Here is an 18,104-nt window from a genome sequence, read left to right as displayed (position 1 = left end):
TGCAAAAAGGGCGGGAATTGACGCTCCCGCCCCGGAATTTAGCCGTGCTTATGCCGGCAGGTCGCGTTCCAGCGGCTCCAGCGAGCCCTTGCGCTCAGTGCCGTCGGCCATTGCGGGCAGGTCCATGCCTTCGCAGGTGCCTGCATCCACCAGGGTCCAGGCATTGCCCTGATAATCGACGGTCGAGGTGCCTGCGCAGGTGGTGCCGGGGCCGGCGGCGCAATCGTTCTGGCCGGCCAGCGACACGCCGTAGCATTTTTCCTTGGTGGCGGCAGCGGCGGGGATGGTCGATGCTGCGGTCAGAGCGGCGGCAACAGCGCTGGCAACGGCCAGGGATTTTGCGGTGGTCGACATCTCGTGAATTCCTTTCGGGTTAACATGCGGTGTCGTGTTGACAGGAAAACACTAACCTGAGGTTTTCCGGAAATTAAGTCACGAGGCCGTGTCTCACGTCTGCGTCAGGCTGTGTGAGAGCGGAACACCGCGCAAATGGCTGAAATGCAGCCGTTTTACCAACTATTGAAACAAAACGGCCCCCGTTTGGGGGCCGCTGATGCTGTATTGCAGGGGAAATGTTACAGAAGGTCCGGCGGGGTGGCTTCCGCCGCCAGCGCCTTTGTAACATTTTCGAGGCTTTCCACCTTGGTCTGCTTCTCGCCTAGGCGGCGGACGGAAACGGTGCGCTCCTCCACCTCGCGGTGGCCGACAGCAAGAATGACCGGCACCTTGCCCACCGAATGCTCGCGGACCTTGTAGTTGATCTTCTCGTTGCGGATGTCGGCCTCGGCGCGCACGCCGGCCTTTTTCAGCTCGGCGACGACCTCCTGCACATAGTCGTCGGCCTCCGAGGTGATCGAGGCGACCACCACCTGGCGCGGCGCCAGCCAGAACGGCAGCTTGCCCGCGTGTTCCTCGATCAGGATGCCGATGAAACGCTCGAAGCTGCCGAGGGTGGCGCGGTGCAGCATGACCGGGCGGTGCTTGGCGCCGTCAGCGCCGATGTAGGTGGCGTCCAGGCGTTCCGGCAGAACGAAGTCCACCTGATGGGTGCCGCACTGCCAGTCGCGGCCGATGGCGTCGGTCAGCACGAACTCCAGCTTGGGTCCGTAGAAGGCGCCTTCGCCCGGGTTCAGTTCCGGCTCGATGCCAGCAGCGCGGGTGGCGGAAAGCAGCGCGGCCTCTGCCTTGTCCCAGACCTCATCCGAGCCGGCGCGGGTGTCCGGGCGGTCGGAGAATTTGACGGAGAACTTCTCGAAGCCCAGGTCCTTGTAGATGGTCGACAGGAAGTCGATGAAGGTGGCGGTCTCGGATTCGATCTGATCTTCCGAGCAGAAGATATGCGCGTCGTCCTGGGTGAAGCCGCGCACCCGCATGATGCCGTGCAGCGCGCCCGAGGGCTCGTAGCGGTTGCAGGAGCCGAATTCGGCCATGCGCAGCGGCAGGTCGCGGTAGGACTTCAGGCCCTGCTTGAAGATCTCCACGTGGCAGGGGCAGTTCATCGGCTTCAGTGCGTTCACCGCCTTTTCGCGGGCGTGCTCCTCGTCGACTTCGACGATGAACATGTTCTCCTGGTATTTGTCCCAGTGGCCCGAGCGTTCCCACAGCTTGCGGTCCACCACTTGCGGGGTGTTCACCTCGACATAGCCGCCGCGACGCTGCTGGCGGCGCATGTAGTCCTGCAGCTGCGTGTAGACGGTCCAGCCGTTCGGGTGCCAGAAGATCTGGCCCGGTGCCTCTTCCTGCATGTGGAACAGGTCCATTTCGCGGCCCAGCTTGCGGTGGTCGCGCTTGGCGGCCTCTTCCAGCATGGTGAGATGCGCCTTGAGCTTTTCCTTGCCGGTGAAGGCAACGCCGTAGATCCGCTGCAGCATCGCGCGTGAGCTGTCGCCGCGCCAGTAGGCGCCTGCGATGCTCATCAGCTTGAACGCATCGCCCGGCAGCTGGCCGGTGTGCTGCAGGTGCGGGCCGCGGCAGAGGTCCTGCCAGTCGCCGTGCCAGTACATCCTGAGCGGCTCATCGCCCGGGATGCTCTCGATCAGCTCGACTTTATAAGGCTCGTTGTTGTCGGTGTAATGCTGGATCGCGCGGTCGCGTTCCCACACCTCGGTCCGGACCTCATCACGCTTGTTGATGATTTCCTTCATCTTTTTCTCGATGGCGCCGAGATCCTCCGGGGTGAAGGGTTCCGCGCGGTCGAAGTCGTAGTACCAGCCGTTTTCAATGACCGGGCCGATGGTGACCTTGGTGTCGGGCCAGATTTCCTGCACCGCGCGCGCCATGACGTGGGCCAGGTCGTGGCGGATCAGCTCGTTGGCCTGGACCTCATCCTTCATGGTGTGGATGGCGATGGTGGCGTCGCCTTCGATCGGCCACTGCAGGTCCCAGTGCTGATCGTTGACGGTGGCGGAGATGGCCTTTTTGGCCAGCGAGGTGGAAATGCTGGATGCCACCTGCGCAGGGGTCACGCCTGCGTCGTAGGATCGTGCATTGCCATCGGGGAAGGTGAGAGAGATTTGGGCCATTGGCTGGCTGCTCCTCGTCGGTTTGGCGCCCACAGAACGCCCGGTTGCGGGTATGTGTTTGGTCCGCGCGTTTTGCGGCCAATGCGGGGACAAGTCAAGGCGGCTTTGCATGTGGTTGTAATTGCGCCGGAAAATCCGGTTGTGTGCCTGCGCATGCGATTGCACATATGTGTATACCGGTAAGTATTTGAAAAATAACAAAAAAATATCTTGCCATGTGCGGCGGGCCGGGGCAGGGTGGCCGAAATCAGTAACCCAAGGACATACCAGGAGTGTTCCGATGACCCGCCCGAACCCGAACTTTGACCTGACGGTTGAAGATGTGGATCTGATTGAAACAGCGCTGTGCCAGTCCCAGGAGATCCTGTCGCAGCGCCGTCTGTCCTATGAGCATTGCGCGCATATCGAAGGCGGAGCGAGCGCGGAGAAGGCGGTACAGACCGGGGAGGTCCTGGGCAAGATCAAGAACCTTCTGGGCCGCTTGCAGGTGCAAAAGGCCGGCGGCGGTCCGGTGGCGGGCCTGTCCTGATCCTGCTGCAACAGCGCGAGGGGCCGGCCCCTCGCGCTCCCCGGGATAGTTCCGGCCAGATGAAAAGGGTCCCGGACTACCGGGCTGGTGACGGCACGCCTTCGCGGATCATTGCGGAGTAGTCTGGGCTGACGCCATGCGCCTGTGCGATCGGGGTGATGCTGCCAAGCGCGCGCAGATCCTCGACGCTGCGGTTCTGGTCCAGCACGCCCTGTTCCCAGGCGTATTCCGGCAGGTAGCCGTTGGCCAATACCCGCCAGTCGAGCGGCACCTGATCCGCGATTGCGCGGACCAGAGTCATCACCACGGTGGTGCAGTTGGTGGTCAGCGAGTTGTACCACTCGGGCCGGGCGGCAAGGCTGTTGGCGGTGTCGACATATTTCAGCAGCAGCGCCCGGCCGGTGTCCGGGCTGACGCCGATGCGGAACAGCTGCACGTCCTCGCCGCGGGCATTGGTGCGGGTGCCCACCAGATCGCGCTCGTCGGCGGCGATCAGCACCAGGGTGTTGGACTTGAACAGATCGGCAATGGGGGAAAAGCCGCCGCCGGCCTGGCGCCGCACCTCGACAGACCAGGCGATGTGCTCGCCGCCTTCAAAGCCGAAGCTGACGATCATATGCGCCATCTGCGGCCCGGCCCAGTAGGACATGAACAGGTCGGTGGTTTCGAGCTTGCTCAGGTCGTAGCTGCGGGTCTCCCAGTTCTCAGTAAAGTCTTCCGGCGTTTCCCAGGCGAAATTGCGCACATCCGTCAGAGTGAGGATGTCGCCCTCGATCTTGCCGGTGACCTGGCGGGCCACTTCCGGCGACCAGTTCCCGTCCGCCGGCGGGGTAAGGGTGGACCACCACAAGGTCACTGCGGCGAGCGCCAGGGTGAAGGTGGTGAGCGCGCGCAGGGCCCGGCGGCGGAACAGGCCGGCGGTGACTGCCAGTCCAAGGAGGGCAAAGCCGCCGGCCAGCGCGCCGCGCCCCAGCGTCTCGAACGGCAGGCGGTACCAAAGCGCCAGCACGGCCCAGAGCGTCGCCAGTGCCACCGCGAAAATGGCAGCGCCGGTAATAATGCCCTTGATGAGTTTGAACATGCCCCGCGGTCCTTCAGAAAATTTTCGCGGACCATAAGGAAGCCGGCGGGGGAGTTGCAAGCCAGGAGTGCTGCCGCTTGCGGGGCGGGCGAAGCCATGCCACATCTTGGTAAAAGGACAGGAGACCAACAACATGCCAGCCGCATCTTACCTCGACACTGCCCAGGGCCGCCGGATTGCCTATCACAAGAGCGAGGGGCAGGGGCCGTGCGTGGTGTTTCTGGGCGGGCTGAAGTCCGATATGGAAGGCACCAAGGCCGTGCATCTGGAGGCCTGGGCCAAGGCGCGCGGGCTGGCGTTCCTGCGGTTCGACTATTCCGGCCACGGCGAAAGCTCCGGCACCTTCGAGGAGGGCTGCATCGGCGACTGGCATGAGGACACGCTGGAGGCGGTGGCGCATTTGACCGACGGCGAGATCGTGCCGGTTGGCTCCTCCATGGGCGGCTGGCAGGCGCTGTTGCTGGCGCGGGAGATGCCGGAGCGGATCAAGGGCATGGTGACCATCGCGGCGGCGCCGGATTTCACTGAGGATGGCTATTGGGCCAATTTCTCGGATGCGCAGAAGGCGCAGCTGGACTCGCAGGGCTATGTGGAGCTGCCGAGCGACTACATGGAGCCCTATCATATCTCCAAGCGGATGATCGAGGACGGGCGCAAGCATCTGCTGCTGCGTTCGCCGCTGTTCATGCCGTTCAAGACGCGCTGCCTGCAGGGGACTGCGGATACCGCGGTTTCGACGGAAACTGCGCTGCGGCTGATGGATCATGCGACTTGCCCGGACATGCGGCTCACGCTGGTGAAGGATGCCGACCACCGGTTCTCGGACGAGGCCTGCCTGAAGATGATCGAAGACGCGGTGCTGGAGGTGCTGGGCGGCGCCTGAGGGTGGGCGGGCAGTGACGAAATGCCCGCAGGCCGCCGGGCGTTGGCTTTTATTCCTGTTCACGTATTGTTCCGAATTGGCCGGGCCGGTAGAAATATGCGGCCGCCGGATGTGCCCGGGGATAGCCGGGGCCATGCGGCCGGCTGGAAGCATATGGATGTTTGAATGAGGAATTTCGGGAATGGAGCAGAGAGTAAGCCTGATCACGCTTGGGGTGCCGGATATGGATCGGGCCGCGGCCTTTTATGAGGCGTTGGGATGGAAGCGGGCGGAGAGCCCGGACGGGGTTATTGCTTTTGACCTGATTTCGCAGACGCTGGGGCTGTATCCGCTGGCGGCGCTGGCTGCTGAGATCGGGCTTGAGGAGCAGGAGCTGGGCACCGGTGCGATGACGCTGAGCCACAACACCCGAGGAAAGGAAGAGGTGGCGCAGTTGCTGGCGGCAGCGGAGGCCGCCGGGGCGGTGATCCTGAAGCCTGCGCAGGATGTGTTCTGGGGCGGCCACCACGGCTATTTCCGCAGCCCGGACGGGCATGTGTGGGAGATCGCCTTCAACCCGTTCTCGCCGCTGGCAGAGGATGGCGCGTTCCGCTGGAACGGCTACTGAGCGTGGCGCGGCGGCGGCAGCTTTCCTGTAAATTGGCGTTGCAGGCCGGTTTTTCTTGATCCGCGGATTTGCCGCCCGCACAGTTGAGGCACGGGTGGGAGGCAAACCGCGAGGGCAGGACATGCCTTATGACCAGCAACCGTGCCGCGAACCCCTGGTTCTGCTGCCGGGGATGATGTGCGACGGCCGTATTTTCTACGCTCAGGTCAGGACGTTCTCCGGCAGCATGCCGGTGATGGTGCTGCCGCTGGCCGGCGGCGACACGGTGGAGAAGATTGCTGCGCGGATGCTGAGCCATCTGCCGCCGCGCTTTGCCTTGGCGGGTTTTTCAATGGGCGGCATTGTGGCAATGGAGCTGGTGCGCCGGGCGCCGGAACGGATCAGCCGCCTGTGCATTATCGGGGCCAGCCCGCTGGCCGAGACGCCGGATCAGGCCGCCAGCCGGGAGCCGCAGATCGTCGCGGCGCGTGCCGGGCGGCTGGAGGACGTGCTGCGGGAGACGCTGCCGATGGAAGCCCTTGCACCCGGGCCCCTGCGGCTGGAAGTGCACAACCTGTTTTGCCGGATGGGGGTGGAACTGGGGCCGGAGATGTACGTGGCGCAGGCGCGCGCCCTGCAGCGGCGGCCGGATCAGCAGGCCACGATGCGGCGGGTGCATGTTCCCACGCTGGTACTGGGCGGCGAACATGACACGCTGGTGCCGCCGGCCAAGCTGGACCTGCTGGCGCAGCTGATGCCGGGGGCGCGGCTGGAAATCCTGCCTGATGCGGGCCATTTCCCGGTGCTGGAGCAGCCGGACGCGGTGAATCGGGCGCTGCTGCACTGGCTGGCGGAGCCTGTGGCTGCGCCGGATCTTTGCGCTCAGGGATAAAGCCGGGCGCGCTCTGTTTTGCTGATCAGCTGCGGCTCCGCCGCCGGCTTGCCGGTTCCGGCATCAAAGAACGGTGTTTCCCTCCAGCGGCCGGACAGGCGCGCGGTGATCATCCGGCTGAGGATGCCCCAGGCCATGGCGCCGCCGCCCTTGGTGCGGGCTTGCTTGCCGGGGGCGGGGATGAAGGCCTTGGCGCGTATCTTGCCCAAGGCAGATTTGTCCTGGAACAGATCGGAGCGCATGCCGGCAAAGGGCAGGCCGGGCTTGGCCAGCGTATTGGCAAACGGGGTGCCGCAGCAGGATGCATACCAGCGCAGGGGGGCGCGGGGGCCGAGGCGGAGCGCCTTCAGATGCTCCGCCCCCTGAGTGATGGTGATGGTATCGGGCGACAGCTGGAACAGGTCGACCGGATCCGGTGCCGGGTCGGGCTGGCCATGGTACAGCTCATTGGCGCGGCAGTCGGCGCAATAGCACACCACGCGGGTGCCGGTCTTGATGCCGGCTGCCGAAACTTCGCCGCGCAATGCCCCGCAATTGCAGGAAAACGGCAGCCCGTCCGCCATGCGGTCAGGCTGCCGTGTTCTTGTTTGCAGCCTTGCGGCCCGGCTTCTTGCGGCTGTTGGCGTTCATGAAGTCGATCACCAGCGGGCGGATGTTGTTGCGCCAGCTGCGGCCCGCGAAGATGCCGTAATGGCCGGCGCCCGGCTCCACATGGCTGGCCTTCTTCTCTTCCGGCAGGCCTGTGCAGAGATCCAGCGCAGCGATGCATTGGCCCGGGGCGGAGATGTCGTCCTTGGCTCCTTCGACAGTCTTGACCGCAACATCGGTGATCTTGGAAAAGTCGACCTTGTGGCCGTTCACCACGAATTCGTTGCGGGCGATCTCGCGCTTCTTGAAGATGCGTTCGACGGTGGACAGGTAGAACTCTGCCGTCATGTCCATTACCGCCAGGTACTCGTCATAGAAGCGGTTGTGGGCATCGTGATCCGAGGCCTCCCCGCGGGAGACCCGCTGGATCTGGTCCATGAAGGCCTTGGAGTGCCGTTCGCCGTTCATCGACATGAAGGAGGCCAGCTGCAGAAGGCCCGGATAGACCTTGCGGCCGACGCCCTTGTACTTGTAGCCGACGCGCTGGATCATGGTTTCCTCCAGCTGGCCCATGGTGACGCGGCGGCCGAAATCGGTGACCTCGGTCGGGGTTGCGTCAGGATCAACCGGGCCGCCGATCAGCGTCAGCGAGGAGGGCTGCGCCTTGGGGTCCTGCTCCGCCAGATAGGCGGTGGCGGCCAGCGTCAGCGGCACCGGCTGGCAGACCGCGACCACATGGGTGTCAGGGCCCAGCTCGCGCATGAAATCCACCAGGTAGAGCGTGTAGTCCTCGACGTCGAATTTTCCTGCGGAAACAGGAATATCGCGGGCGTTGTGCCAGTCCGTCACATAGACTTCACAGTTCACCAGCAAGCTCTTGACGGTAGAGCGGAGAAGGGTGGCGTAATGGCCGGACATCGGGGCAACAAGCAGCACTTTGCGCGGCTGTTCCTCCCGTCCGTTGACCTTGAAGTGGATGAGATCGCCGAACGGGCGCTCCACCACTGTGGTGATGTCCACCAGGTGGTCCTTGCCGTCCTCGCACGTGAAGGTGCGGACACCCCAGTCCGGTTTCACCACCATGCGCTGGTAAGTACGTTCCGTCACTTCGCCCCAGGCCGCCATCCAGCTGAGCGCAGGGTTTGGCAAGGCGGAAAAGACGGGGTAAGATGCCATGGAGAGGGCCGTGGCGCCCAACCATTGGTTGGTGTTCCGGACGGTCTCCATCAGGTCGTAGGTCATCATGTATCGCATGCCTGCCTCCTTCGCGATCCGTCCCGGCGTAACGTCACCGGAAATTCCGGAACATCGGACCAATCGCCGCTTTGCCCTAATTTCTGCAGAATAGTATTCTGCATAGCAGAAAGCCTATGAGGGATTCCTTTTTATGACAACTAGTGACGAATTATCCGCAGCAGCCAATTCCGAGAGCGTTGAAAAGCTTAAGGAAAACATGACTCGCGTTGAGGAATTAAGTAAGCGTCTGGCCGATGTCATGTCCCGGAAGGTGCCGCATAACCCGGCTTTGGACGGTCCGAATCAAGAGCTTTATGCGCGCGCAGCAACCGCCTATTGGGCGGAAGCGGTGCAAAACCCCGCCAAGTTTCTGGAGCATCAGGTCGAGTACTGGAGCAAGTCTGTGCTGAATTTCGCTGAAGCGCAGAAAGCCCTGGCAGGAAAATCGGACAGCACGGATGACGGCGGCCCCAAGGACCGCCGTTTTACGAATCCGCTGTGGGACAGCAATCCCTACTTCAATTTTGTGAAGCAGCAGTACATGACCAACGCCGATGCGATCCGCAAGGCGGTGCAGGAGGCGGTGGACCTAGACCGCAAGGACAAGCAGCGGCTGACCTATTTTGCCGATCAGATCATCGAGATGATGGCGCCGACCAATTTCCTGCCAACCAACCCGGATGCGCTGGAGAAGGCAGTGGAAACCGAAGGCCAGTCGCTGATCGACGGTTTGGAGAACCTGGTCACCGACCTAGAGGCCAACAACGGCGAGCTGGTGGTGCGGCTGGCGGACGAGAGCGCCTTTGAGCTGGGCGGCAATATCGCCACCACGCCGGGGGATGTGGTCTACCGCAACCGGATGATGGAGCTGATCCAGTACAAGCCGGTGACCGAAACCGTGCATGAAACCCCGATCGTGCTGTTCCCGCCGTGGATCAATAAATTCTACATTCTCGACCTCAAGGCCCAGAACAGCCTGATCAAATGGGTGACCGAGCAGGGCTACACCCTGTTTGTGGTGTCCTGGGTCAATGCGGATGCCAGCCATGCCGATGTGGGGATGGAGGATTACATCCAGGAGGGCTTCCTGACCGCGATCGAAAAGGCCAAGGAGATCTGCAAGGTCAAGCAGGTCAACGCGGTTGGGTATTGCATCGCGGGCACCACGCTGAGCCTGACGCTGTCGCTCTTGAAGCAGCGCGGCGACAAGTCGGTGAAGTCGGCGACCTTCTTTACCACCCTCACCGATTTCGGCGACCAGGGCGAGTTCACGCCGTTCCTGCAGAATGACTTTGTCGACGGCATCGAGGCGCAGGTGGAGGAAGAGGGGCTGCTGCGGTCCTGGGTGATCGCGCGGACCATGTCGTTCCTGCGCTCCAAGGACCTGATTTACGGCCCTGCGGTCAAAAGCTACATGATGGGCGAGACGCCGCCCGCTTTCGATCTTCTTTACTGGAACGGCGATGGTGCCAACCTGCCGGGCAGGATGGCAGTGCAGTACCTGCGCGGCCTGTGCCAGAACAACGAGTTTGTCGGCGAGGGGTTCGAGCTGATGGGCCACAAGCTGCATATCAGCGAAGTGGATGTGCCGCTGATGGCGATCACCTGCGAGACCGACCACATCGCCCGCTGGAAAGACTGCTACCGCGGGGTGCAGCAGATGGGGTCGCGCAGCAAGAGCTTCATCGTGTCGGAATCCGGCCATATCGCGGGCATCGTCAACCCGCCGAGCAAGAAGAAGTACGGCCATTACATCAACGACGACCTGAAAGGCGACTGCGAGGCCTGGATGGAAGGCGCCGAATACCATGAGGGGTCCTGGTGGCCGCGGTGGAATGACTGGCTGAAGAAGCGGTCCGGCAAGCAGGTTCCCGCCCGCGACGTGGGGGATTCGGGCTATCCGTCTTTGATGCCGGCCCCGGGATCCTATGTGAAGGTGAAGGCAAACCGTTGATTTTGCAGGCGCAGAATTTTTTTCTGCGCCGCAGCATCAAAACTCTTGAAATGCTGCGGTGCAGCGTGCATATTCCCCTCATGCTAAGAGCGCAGGATGGTCCTGCTGCAGCTTTCTGAGGAATTAGAACTATGGCAAAGACCCAAGACTTCACCGCGATGATGAAAGACTTCATGGGCGCATTCCCGGTTGACACTAAAGCCGTCGAAGACGCGTTCAAGAACACCGCAGCCCTGAACGAGAAGCTGTCCGCCGTTGCGCTGGACGCTGCCGGCAAATCCGCCGAGATCTCGAACAAGTGGACCAAAGAAACCATCGCCAAACTGGGCGACGTTTCCAAGGTCAAGGCAGAGCCGGCCGACTACGCCAAGGCCGCAACCGATTTCGCCTCCGCTTCTGCCGAAGTGGCTGCCGAAAACATGGCTGCCTTTGCTGAGATCGCCAAGAAAGTCCAGATGGACACCGTCGAACTGCTGATGGCCGCTGGCAAAGACGCAACCGAAGAAGCAACCGCTGCTGTGAAAAAGGCCACCGAAGAGGTGACCTCCGCAGCGAAAAAAGCTTCGGCAGCTGCCAAGTAAGAACAACCACGAACCGGCCCTCGCTCTCCTCCCTGACGGAGCCGGAACGTGAAGAAGGGCAGGCCGCAAGGCCTGTCCTTTTGCATTTCAGGGATCACTCCGGCAGCCCCGCGCGGAGCAGCCCGTCGCAGTAATGCTCCAGATCCTCGCTATGCGCGAAGGGCAGCGTCTCGCTGATCCGCGACACGGAAAATCCGGGTTCCAGTTTCAGAATCCGCCCGGCCTCCTGGGCGGCGGCCTGTGTATCCCCAAGCTGCCCGTAGCAGGCGGCCAGATGGCGGCGCGGGGCCGGGAAGCCGGGAAACAGCCCGACGGCCTTTCTCACTTCGGTGACGCCTGGCTGGTATTCCCGGCACATATAGAGGGCCAGCCCCTTGAACCAGTGAAAATAGGTCGGGTGGAACGGGTTGCGGGAAGTGGCCTGGTCGAGTTCGGCCAGCGCTTTGTGATGCTTGCCCTGATAAACAAGGGACAGGCCGCGGAAGGCCATGGCGTCGGTGTCATTGGGGTTCAGCGCCAGGGCGCGCTGGAAATGGTCCTCCGCCAGCGAAAACTCCCCCTTGAACAGGTGCATGACAGCCAGCCGCCGCTGGGCGACGCTGTCCAGCGGGTCGATGCGGGCCGCCCGGCGCAGCAGCGGAAACGCCTTGTCCAGGGTTGTTTCGGGGGACTGGCCCCAACCGCTCATCCATTCCACCAGATAGGTCAGTGCCAGCCCGCAGCAGGCAGAGGCATTGCCTGGATCGCTGTCACAGGCCTGCTGATAGAGTTTCCGGCATTTCAGCAGTGCCTCCCGCGTGTCCAGCAAGAGCGCCTTGGCCTGAAGCACAAGTTCCCGCGACGTCACAGGCCCGCCGCGGGCGCCCAGCTCGGCGGATTTCCGTTTGGCGGTGGCCTGAAGCTGCCCGGCCAGGGTCTGTGTGATCTGCCCGGCCAGCGCGTCCTCCTGGCTGAGGCTGTCGGCTGCAGCCCGGTCGTATTGTTCGCTGTGCAGCGACGTTCCGTTGATACCATCAGCCAGGGAAACGCTGACCCGCAGCTTGCCCACCAGCTGGCGCACCGTGCCCTCGACCAGATACCGGACACCAAGTTCGACCGCCGCCAGGGATGTCTCGGAGGCGCTGGCGGCAAACCGCAGTGCGGTGGTGCGGGAGATGACCCGCAGTTCGCGGAAACGGGAGAGCCCGATGGTGACATCCTCGGTCAGCGCTTCTGCCAGGCTCTCTGCTGCTTCTGAAGCCGGAGACATGTTCAGGAAGGGCAGCACCGCCACGGAGACATCGTAGGCCGGGCCTTCCGCTTCCAGCCGCGGCATGGCGTTTTCGCAAATGCGGAAAATCCGCACCGGATCGGAGATGTTGCGGATAACCTGCAGGCCCAGATCGTCGAAGGCTGCATTGATCCGGCCGCGGACCTGCGCCTGAACCGTGCCGGAGACACAGATTTCGCCTGGCCCTGCCAGGCTTTCGAGGCGGGCGGCAATGTTGACGCAATTGCCGAACAGGTCGCCGCCGGCTGCGATGATGTTGCCCGTGTGGATGCCCATCCGCAGGCTCAGGTGCGGGCCGGCCTGGCCGGCGCTGCGGACATTGGTTTTCTTTGATATCAGCAGAGCGGCCTTCACAGCCTGCAGGGAGGTCGGGAACTCCAGCAGGAAGCCGTCCCCCAGTGTTTTGACAAGCTGGCCGGAATACTGCTGAGCGGCGGGCACGATGATCTGGTCCGACAGCTTCCGGACCGCGGCGACAGCTTCCGCCTCGCCGGTCTCGACCAGCGCGGAAAATCCAGCCACGTCGGCAATCAGTATGGCAGCTTGTCTCTGTCTGTCCCCTTGGTCAGCCATCTTTCCTGCCACCACAGACTCAAAGACCTGACACGTATTATATCATATTGAGGATTTTGCGGTGATTTAATGATGCGGCAGAGAGCACATTTTTTCAGCGGTTTGCAGCATTGGTTCAAAACTGCGCATCGCGGAAGCTGGAAAACTTCGGCTGCCAGCCAGTGAGGCAGCGCAGTTTGGAAGAGCCCATCTGCTGGTCCAGGGCCGGCCCTTCGGCCCAAGCGCCGTATTTGATCAGGACATGTTTCAGGCTGCGCACCAGATAGCCGCCATCGTGGCCGTGGCGGCGGGCGATCTCGCGGGTGATTTCTGCTGCCGGCACGCCGATTTCGGCACTGGCGTTGAAATGGCCGGTGAGATCCTGGTTTTCCAGCAGCAGCCGGTAGGCGCGTGCCAGATCCTCGCGATGAATCAGAGGCCAGCGGGTGGCGATACTGCCCCAGATCTCGAACGGCCTGTCAGCGCGGGCGGCGTCAAGGTATCGGGAAAACGCGCCGCCCCCGGCGTGGTAGACCATCGCCGGGTGGATCACCGCGGCGGAGACGGCCGGGGAGGACAGAACCATGCGGGCGTTGCGCTGCATCCAGGCATAGGGCTTTATCGGCCGCATCGGGCTGGCCTCATCCGCAATGCGGCTGCCGGTGGCGCCATAAAGCCAGCAGCCGCCGGTGTAGATCATCCGCAGCGGAGCCGGGCCCAGCGCGGCTTGCTGCAGGATGGCGGTGATGGCCGCAGTATCGGCCTCAGCCATGTCATCATCGAAGGTTGCGGCCAGCTGGATCAGCCCGTCTGCACGGGCCGCTTCGCGCACCCAGGCGCCCGGCGTGCGCAGATCGCCCCGCAGGGGCCGGGCGCCCAGGGCCTCAAGCTTGCGGTCCGAATCCGCCGACCGGCTGAGGCCGGTGACCTGGTGGCCGTTCATGGCCAGTTCTCGGGTGACGGCGGTGCCGATGGACCCGGTGCCGCCCAGGATAAGGACCTTCATTGCCGTGGAGCCTCCCGCTGCAGATTCTGTTGCGGGATTCTCTGTAAAAGCTCAAGGTAGGTTGAGGTCAAGCGCGATGGATGCATGTGCAGAAGCCCGGTGAAGAACAAATGTTGCGGAAAACACGGCAAGGCTTCCATTTTGTTCTGCACTGGCATAGGCTTCGCTGCAATGCATCATCACCGGGGAGGGAGCACATGGCAGAGCAGGACAAACCCTTGCTGATCAAACGGTATGCGAGTCGGCGGCTCTATAACACCGAGACCAGCGATTACGTCACGCTGGAAGACATCGCGGGGTTCATCCGGGAAGGGCGGGAAGTGCAGATCGTCGATCTGAAGACCGGCGACGACCTGACCCGCCAGTATCTGCTGCAGATCATTGCCGAGCACGAGAGCCGCGGCGAGAATGTGCTGCCGGTCAATGTGCTGAACGATCTGGTGCGCAGCTACATGGTGCCGGGCGGCGGGGTGATGCCGCAGTTCCTGCAGACCTCCTTTGACATGCTGCGCGAAAGCCAGTCGAAGATGATGGAAAACATGAACGCGATGAACCCGATGTCCAAAATGCCGGGGTTCGAGGCGATGAAGGCGCAGCAGGAGGCGTTCCTGAAGGCGATGACCGGCGGTTTCGGCGCCGGAGGCTGGACTGGCGGTGCGGCTGAGGAGGAGAAATCCGAAAGCAGCGGCGAAGATCTGGACGACATCAAGAAGCAGCTTGCGGCGCTGCAGGAGAAGCTGTCGAAAATGAAGTGAGCTTCAGCGTGCGGGGCTGGCAGCCAAGCCCACAAACAAGCCCCCTGTCCGGTTCGGCGGGGGCTTTTTTTTGATGCGCGGTCAGATGCTTCTGCAGATCAGGAGCCGGCTTCGACCTTCAGCACGTTGTGCAGCCGGTGGTAGGGGGCGTTTTTCACGATCTTGTCCAGATCCTTCGCCTCGGGCGCCGGGCGCGCGCGCATGAACAGATAGGCGCTGGCACCAAAAGACAGGGCGCAGGCGCCGATGATCGTGCTGACGATGACAGTCTCAAGTCCCATGGCTTCAAACATGCGTTTCTCCGGTTGCACTGCCAATATAGGGGAGGAATGCTGAAAATTCCATATCACTTGCCATCCGGCTTGAGTTTGCCTGCTTCCAGCACGTGGCGGGCAAGGCTGTCGGCGCTTTCACGTTCCTGCGCGCGGCGGCGCATTTTCACCCGGCCGCCGATCCGGGAGGCGGTGGCAAAGACAAAACCCGAAAACGACAGGAGGGTGAGGCCAAAGGCCAGCCCGCCGCTTAGCGTGCCGGCAATGGCCGCGCCGAAGCTTGCCAGCAGCGCGCCGGCGGCCAGCCGCTGTGCCCACTGGCCGATGACCTGATCCGCGTCGCGGGCCTGGGCCTCCGCTTCAGCCGCTTCGGTGGCAAAGGCCGTGAGCAGATCTGCCACGGCTAGGCCGCTGTCCGGGTCATTTGAAGCACGTATGGCGGCAAGAAGCGCGGCCCGCTCCGCCCGGTTCAGCACCACCGCGTTGATGATCTGGCTCAGCTCATCCTCGGGGACGTCATCCCCCATGCTCAAGGAATTTGCCATGGCCACCAGCGCGGTTGCCGGGCGCCGCTTGAACTTGGACGGGGTTTTCATGGGCGGCACCGTGGACGGCACAAGCCAGGATTGCAATAACGAAAAAGCCCCGGCGCGGGGCCGGGGCGGTAACTTGCTAAAGCACCGGTCGTTCTCAGGCTGCGGCCTTGCCCGTGGTTTCCTCAACCGCCGCCAGCAGGATGCCGGCAATCACGTCCAGCTCAGCCCGGCTGAGGCGCACCGGCAGGCGCACGTCGCACGCCTTCATCAGCATCGCACGGGTCTGCGGCAGCTCGGGAACATCGCGCAGAAACTGCCAGTTCCAGAAGGCGCGGGCATTGTCGGTGGACAGGCCGAAGACCTGCACCTTGACGCCCTTTGCCTCTGCCGCGGCGGCGAAGTCGCGGGTCTGCGCCTCGCTGAGGCCAATCAGGTTGAACTGGATCGAATCCGGCGCGCGGCGTTCCGGGGCCAGCGGCGCGGGCACGTCGAAGAACGGCGAGGCGTTCAGCTTTCCGGCCACATAGTCGTGGTTGGCCAGCCCGTCGCGCACCCGGCGCGCCAGCTCCGGCAGCTGCGGGCGGATCACGGCGGCGGACAGGTTGCTCATCCGCAGGTTATAAAGCGGCAGCTGGTTCTGCCACTTGGCAAAAGCCTGTTCCAGGTCCGGGGTGTTTTCCCCATGCGGGCCCTTGTGCTTTTTCCAGTTGTGCTCATAGGCGCCGGACATGATCACGGCGCGGGCAATCAGGTCGGCGTCGTCGGTGATCAGAATGCCGCCTTCGCCGGCGTTCACCATCTTGTAGGACTGGAAGGAGAAGCAGCCGACCTTGCCGATGGTGCCGATGTTCTTGCCGTTCCAGGTGGTGCCCAGCGAATGGGCCGCGTCCTCGACCACCGGGATGCCGCGGGCATCGCACAGTTCCATGATTGCATCCATGTCGGAAGTGTGGCCGCGCATGTGGCTGATGATCACCGCCTGAACGCCGTCCAGCTTGGCCTCGAAATCATCCATGTCGATGCGGTAATTCTCACCCACTTCGCACAGCACTGGCACGCAGTCTGCATGCACGACCGAGGAGGGCACGGCGGCAAAGGTAAAGGCCGGGATCAGCACCCGCGCGTCGCGGGGCAGTCCAAGCGCCTTCAGCGACAGGAACAGAGCAGCCGAGCAGGAGGAGACCGCCAGCGCATACTTGCTGCCCAGCAGTTCCGCGTATTCCTGTTCCAGCAGCGTGACCGGCGCATCCTGGGGCGCGGTGTAGCGGAACAGGTCGCCCGATTGCATCAGTGCGTCGATGGCTTCGCGGGCGGCTGCGGGGATGGGTTCAGCGTCATGAACGTTGGGCGGCAGGGCCATATTTCAAAATCCTGAATAGTTGCTTCAGGAAATGTAAAACTAACTTCCCAAGATGCCAAGCCCGGACGCGGCGGAATTTCCCGCGCCCGGCAAAATTTCACAGAATTGTTGCGGAGTTGCGCGGAAACCAGCCGCCGCCGCGGGGGGTCAGACCCCCAGCCGGTCGCGCAGGGCAAACCAGGTCATCGCCAGCACCAGGAGCGGCGAGCGCATCCGCGGCCCGCCGGGGAAGCGCGGGGCGGGGACGCGGGCCATGGTGTCAAACCCCTCGGCCTGCCCCTGAATGGCCTGCGCCATCAGCTGGCCTGCATGGGTGGCGGTGCCGACACCGTGGCCTGAGTAGCCGGAAGCCGTCAGAACATTGGGCGCCAGCCGGGCCAGATAGGGCATCCGCTTCATGGTGATGCCCAGGGTGCCGCCCCAGGCGTAGTCGATCTTCACGTCTTGCAGATGCGGAAAAATCTCCGTCATCGGCTTGCGGACGGTTGCCTGAATATCCGCAGGGAAACGGTAGCCATAGCTTTCGCCGCCGCCGAACAGCAGCCGCTTGTCGTGGCTGAGACGGAAGTAATTGACCACGAATTTGGTATCCGCCACGGCGACGTCGCGGGCCAGCACCCGGGCGGCGTCGTCTCCCAGCGGTTCGGTTGCCACCACGAAATTGTTGATCGGCATCACCCGAGCTGCGACCTGGCCGTTGAGCCCGCCGAGATAGCCGTTGCAGGCCAGGATCAGATGCTCCGCAGAGACGGTGCCGCCCGCGGTGCGGATGCGCAGCCTGGCGCCTTCCTGGATATCCAGAACCTCGCTGCCCTCGTGGATCCTTGCCCCGGCAGCCGCGGCCGCGCGGGCCAGGCTGAACGCATAGTTCAGCGGATGCAAATGGCCGGCGCCATGATCCAGGATGCCGCCCTTGTAGGCAGGCGACGGGCACATCGCCCAGCAGGCGTTCTTGTCCAGCATCTCGATCTGGCCGTAACCGTACCGGTCCTGCAGGTGGCGGCCGTATTCATGCAGCTCCGCCGCTTCCTTCTCCGAGAACGCAGTCCAGGCGACGCCGGGCTTCAGATGGCAGTCCTGGCCGTGGCGGGCGATCAGCGATTTCACCAGATCCTTGGCGTCCTCGCCCAGCTGCCAGAGCTTCTGCGCCTCAGGCTCGCCCATCAGCGCCTCAAGCCCCTCCTGGTCCATGCGTTGACCGCTGCCCAGCTGGCCGCCGTTGCGCCCCGATGCGCCAAAGCCCACACGCTGCGCTTCCAGCAGCACGACGGAGAGGCCGGCCTCTGCCAGATGCAAGGCGGCCGACAGGCCGGTATAGCCGCCGCCGACAACGCAGACATCTGCCTTTGCCTCTCCCTCGAGGGCGGCAAAGCGCTCCACCGGGATGGCCGTCGCCGCATACCAGCTGTCCGGGTATTCACCCTTCTGGTCATTGGAATAGAGCAGGTTCAACCCCATAACGCACCTCTTTCGGGAGCAGGCGCCCTCTCGGACGGCCTGC

At 63.3% G+C, this 18,104-nt stretch carries 18 protein-coding genes; 7 read left to right on the top strand and 11 right to left on the bottom strand.

What is annotated here, in order from left to right; translation table 11 throughout:
- Positions 1 to 48 precede the first annotated feature (48 nt).
- Positions 49 to 354 (bottom strand): BufA1 family periplasmic bufferin-type metallophore, encoded by a 306-nt coding sequence (locus LHL23_RS05510; protein ID WP_222478558.1) that lies wholly within the window; start codon positions 352 to 354, stop codon positions 49 to 51.
- 221 nt (positions 355 to 575) lie between these two features.
- The gene (thrS, locus tag LHL23_RS05505; protein ID WP_226429091.1) at positions 576 to 2,522 is read right to left on the bottom strand and encodes a threonine--tRNA ligase; all 1,947 of its coding nucleotides are present in this window, start codon (positions 2,520 to 2,522) and stop codon (positions 576 to 578) included.
- A 280-nt stretch (positions 2,523 to 2,802) separates the two neighbouring features.
- Here thrS and LHL23_RS05500 point away from each other — a divergent pair, with 280 nt between their 5' ends.
- Positions 2,803 to 3,051: a hypothetical protein gene (locus LHL23_RS05500; protein ID WP_226429090.1), complete on the top strand. Its 249-nt coding sequence runs from the start codon at positions 2,803 to 2,805 to the stop codon at positions 3,049 to 3,051.
- A gap of 76 nt (positions 3,052 to 3,127) precedes the next feature.
- On the opposite strand, the gene LHL23_RS05495 is transcribed toward LHL23_RS05500, so the two are convergent.
- The gene (locus LHL23_RS05495; protein WP_226429089.1) at positions 3,128 to 4,132 is read right to left on the bottom strand and encodes an Lnb N-terminal periplasmic domain-containing protein; all 1,005 of its coding nucleotides are present in this window, start codon (positions 4,130 to 4,132) and stop codon (positions 3,128 to 3,130) included.
- A gap of 133 nt (positions 4,133 to 4,265) precedes the next feature.
- Here LHL23_RS05495 and LHL23_RS05490 point away from each other — a divergent pair, with 133 nt between their 5' ends.
- The 3 genes from LHL23_RS05490 (at position 4,266) to LHL23_RS05480 (ending at position 6,493) form a co-directional block, all read left to right on the top strand.
- Entirely contained in the window at positions 4,266 to 5,015 is a 750-nt protein-coding gene (locus tag LHL23_RS05490) for an alpha/beta hydrolase (protein WP_226429088.1), read from the top strand.
- A gap of 181 nt (positions 5,016 to 5,196) precedes the next feature.
- Entirely contained in the window at positions 5,197 to 5,622 is a 426-nt protein-coding gene (locus LHL23_RS05485) for a VOC family protein (protein ID WP_222478568.1), read from the top strand.
- A 121-nt stretch (positions 5,623 to 5,743) separates the two neighbouring features.
- Positions 5,744 to 6,493, top strand: coding sequence for an alpha/beta fold hydrolase (locus LHL23_RS05480; protein ID WP_222478570.1), 750 nt, complete (start codon positions 5,744 to 5,746; stop codon positions 6,491 to 6,493).
- Here the strand turns inward: LHL23_RS05480 and LHL23_RS05475 are convergent.
- Complete coding sequence (locus tag LHL23_RS05475; RefSeq protein ID WP_226429087.1) at positions 6,484 to 7,056, bottom strand: DUF6151 family protein; 573 nt, start codon at positions 7,054 to 7,056, stop codon at positions 6,484 to 6,486. The two genes, LHL23_RS05480 and LHL23_RS05475, sit on opposite strands and share 10 nt — an antisense overlap.
- Before the next feature lie 4 nt (positions 7,057 to 7,060).
- Entirely contained in the window at positions 7,061 to 8,335 is a 1,275-nt protein-coding gene (gene phaZ, locus LHL23_RS05470; RefSeq protein WP_226429086.1) for a polyhydroxyalkanoate depolymerase, read from the bottom strand.
- A 133-nt stretch (positions 8,336 to 8,468) separates the two neighbouring features.
- Here phaZ and LHL23_RS05465 point away from each other — a divergent pair, with 133 nt between their 5' ends.
- Both LHL23_RS05465 and LHL23_RS05460 read left to right on the top strand, forming a co-directional pair.
- Complete coding sequence (locus LHL23_RS05465) at positions 8,469 to 10,271, top strand: PHA/PHB synthase family protein (protein WP_226429085.1); 1,803 nt, start codon at positions 8,469 to 8,471, stop codon at positions 10,269 to 10,271.
- A gap of 131 nt (positions 10,272 to 10,402) precedes the next feature.
- Entirely contained in the window at positions 10,403 to 10,852 is a 450-nt protein-coding gene (locus LHL23_RS05460) for a phasin family protein (RefSeq protein ID WP_222478578.1), read from the top strand.
- A 94-nt stretch (positions 10,853 to 10,946) separates the two neighbouring features.
- Here LHL23_RS05460 and LHL23_RS05455 read toward each other — a convergent pair whose 3' ends face one another.
- Both LHL23_RS05455 and LHL23_RS05450 read right to left on the bottom strand, forming a co-directional pair.
- A complete protein-coding gene (locus LHL23_RS05455; protein WP_226429084.1) occupies positions 10,947 to 12,695 on the bottom strand; it encodes an adenylate/guanylate cyclase domain-containing protein in 1,749 nt (582 codons plus the stop codon).
- A gap of 115 nt (positions 12,696 to 12,810) precedes the next feature.
- On the bottom strand, positions 12,811 to 13,680 hold the full coding sequence (locus LHL23_RS05450) for an NAD-dependent epimerase/dehydratase family protein (protein WP_226429083.1): 870 nt from the start codon (positions 13,678 to 13,680) through the stop codon (positions 12,811 to 12,813).
- A 197-nt stretch (positions 13,681 to 13,877) separates the two neighbouring features.
- Between LHL23_RS05450 and phaR the strand changes: the two genes are divergently transcribed.
- Positions 13,878 to 14,435, top strand: a complete 558-nt coding sequence (gene phaR, locus LHL23_RS05445) for a polyhydroxyalkanoate synthesis repressor PhaR (RefSeq protein ID WP_226429082.1) — start codon at positions 13,878 to 13,880, stop codon at positions 14,433 to 14,435.
- A 98-nt stretch (positions 14,436 to 14,533) separates the two neighbouring features.
- Here phaR and LHL23_RS05440 read toward each other — a convergent pair whose 3' ends face one another.
- From LHL23_RS05440 to LHL23_RS05425, 4 genes are all read right to left on the bottom strand, one after another.
- Entirely contained in the window at positions 14,534 to 14,716 is a 183-nt protein-coding gene (locus LHL23_RS05440; protein ID WP_226429081.1) for a hypothetical protein, read from the bottom strand.
- Between the two features lie 65 nt (positions 14,717 to 14,781).
- Positions 14,782 to 15,303, bottom strand: coding sequence for a hypothetical protein (locus tag LHL23_RS05435; protein WP_226429080.1), 522 nt, complete (start codon positions 15,301 to 15,303; stop codon positions 14,782 to 14,784).
- A 94-nt stretch (positions 15,304 to 15,397) separates the two neighbouring features.
- Complete coding sequence (locus tag LHL23_RS05430) at positions 15,398 to 16,603, bottom strand: DegT/DnrJ/EryC1/StrS family aminotransferase (RefSeq protein ID WP_226429079.1); 1,206 nt, start codon at positions 16,601 to 16,603, stop codon at positions 15,398 to 15,400.
- 147 nt (positions 16,604 to 16,750) lie between these two features.
- Positions 16,751 to 18,061, bottom strand: coding sequence for an NAD(P)/FAD-dependent oxidoreductase (locus LHL23_RS05425; protein ID WP_226429078.1), 1,311 nt, complete (start codon positions 18,059 to 18,061; stop codon positions 16,751 to 16,753).
- Positions 18,062 to 18,104: the final 43 nt, after the last annotated feature.

Origin of the sequence: Leisingera sp. McT4-56 (genome assembly GCF_020514995.1) — a bacterium.
Taxonomy (GTDB): Bacteria; Pseudomonadota; Alphaproteobacteria; order Rhodobacterales; family Rhodobacteraceae; genus Leisingera; species Leisingera aquaemixtae_A.
This window is presented reverse-complemented; position numbering and strand designations above follow the sequence as displayed.

What these genes read in the sequence shown, in the direction of transcription:
- thrS (WP_226429091.1), bottom strand. Translation starts at nt 2,522, where the DNA reads ATGGCCCAAATCTCTCTCACCTTCCCCGATGGCAATGCACGATCCTAC.
- LHL23_RS05440 (WP_226429081.1), bottom strand. Translation starts at nt 14,716, where the DNA reads ATGGGACTTGAGACTGTCATCGTCAGCACGATCATCGGCGCCTGCGCC.
- LHL23_RS05425 (WP_226429078.1), bottom strand. Translation starts at nt 18,061, where the DNA reads ATGGGGTTGAACCTGCTCTATTCCAATGACCAGAAGGGTGAATACCCG.
- LHL23_RS05495 (WP_226429089.1), bottom strand. Translation starts at nt 4,132, where the DNA reads ATGTTCAAACTCATCAAGGGCATTATTACCGGCGCTGCCATTTTCGCG.
- LHL23_RS05435 (WP_226429080.1), bottom strand. Translation starts at nt 15,303, where the DNA reads ATGAAAACCCCGTCCAAGTTCAAGCGGCGCCCGGCAACCGCGCTGGTG.
- LHL23_RS05455 (WP_226429084.1), bottom strand. Translation starts at nt 12,695, where the DNA reads ATGGCTGACCAAGGGGACAGACAGAGACAAGCTGCCATACTGATTGCC.
- LHL23_RS05485 (WP_222478568.1), top strand. Translation starts at nt 5,197, where the DNA reads ATGGAGCAGAGAGTAAGCCTGATCACGCTTGGGGTGCCGGATATGGAT.
- LHL23_RS05475 (WP_226429087.1), bottom strand. Translation starts at nt 7,056, where the DNA reads ATGGCGGACGGGCTGCCGTTTTCCTGCAATTGCGGGGCATTGCGCGGC.
- LHL23_RS05450 (WP_226429083.1), bottom strand. Translation starts at nt 13,680, where the DNA reads ATGAAGGTCCTTATCCTGGGCGGCACCGGGTCCATCGGCACCGCCGTC.
- LHL23_RS05465 (WP_226429085.1), top strand. Translation starts at nt 8,469, where the DNA reads ATGACAACTAGTGACGAATTATCCGCAGCAGCCAATTCCGAGAGCGTT.
- LHL23_RS05510 (WP_222478558.1), bottom strand. Translation starts at nt 354, where the DNA reads ATGTCGACCACCGCAAAATCCCTGGCCGTTGCCAGCGCTGTTGCCGCC.
- LHL23_RS05460 (WP_222478578.1), top strand. Translation starts at nt 10,403, where the DNA reads ATGGCAAAGACCCAAGACTTCACCGCGATGATGAAAGACTTCATGGGC.
- phaR (WP_226429082.1), top strand. Translation starts at nt 13,878, where the DNA reads ATGGCAGAGCAGGACAAACCCTTGCTGATCAAACGGTATGCGAGTCGG.
- LHL23_RS05490 (WP_226429088.1), top strand. Translation starts at nt 4,266, where the DNA reads ATGCCAGCCGCATCTTACCTCGACACTGCCCAGGGCCGCCGGATTGCC.
- LHL23_RS05480 (WP_222478570.1), top strand. Translation starts at nt 5,744, where the DNA reads ATGCCTTATGACCAGCAACCGTGCCGCGAACCCCTGGTTCTGCTGCCG.
- LHL23_RS05500 (WP_226429090.1), top strand. Translation starts at nt 2,803, where the DNA reads ATGACCCGCCCGAACCCGAACTTTGACCTGACGGTTGAAGATGTGGAT.
- phaZ (WP_226429086.1), bottom strand. Translation starts at nt 8,335, where the DNA reads ATGCGATACATGATGACCTACGACCTGATGGAGACCGTCCGGAACACC.
- LHL23_RS05430 (WP_226429079.1), bottom strand. Translation starts at nt 16,603, where the DNA reads ATGGCCCTGCCGCCCAACGTTCATGACGCTGAACCCATCCCCGCAGCC.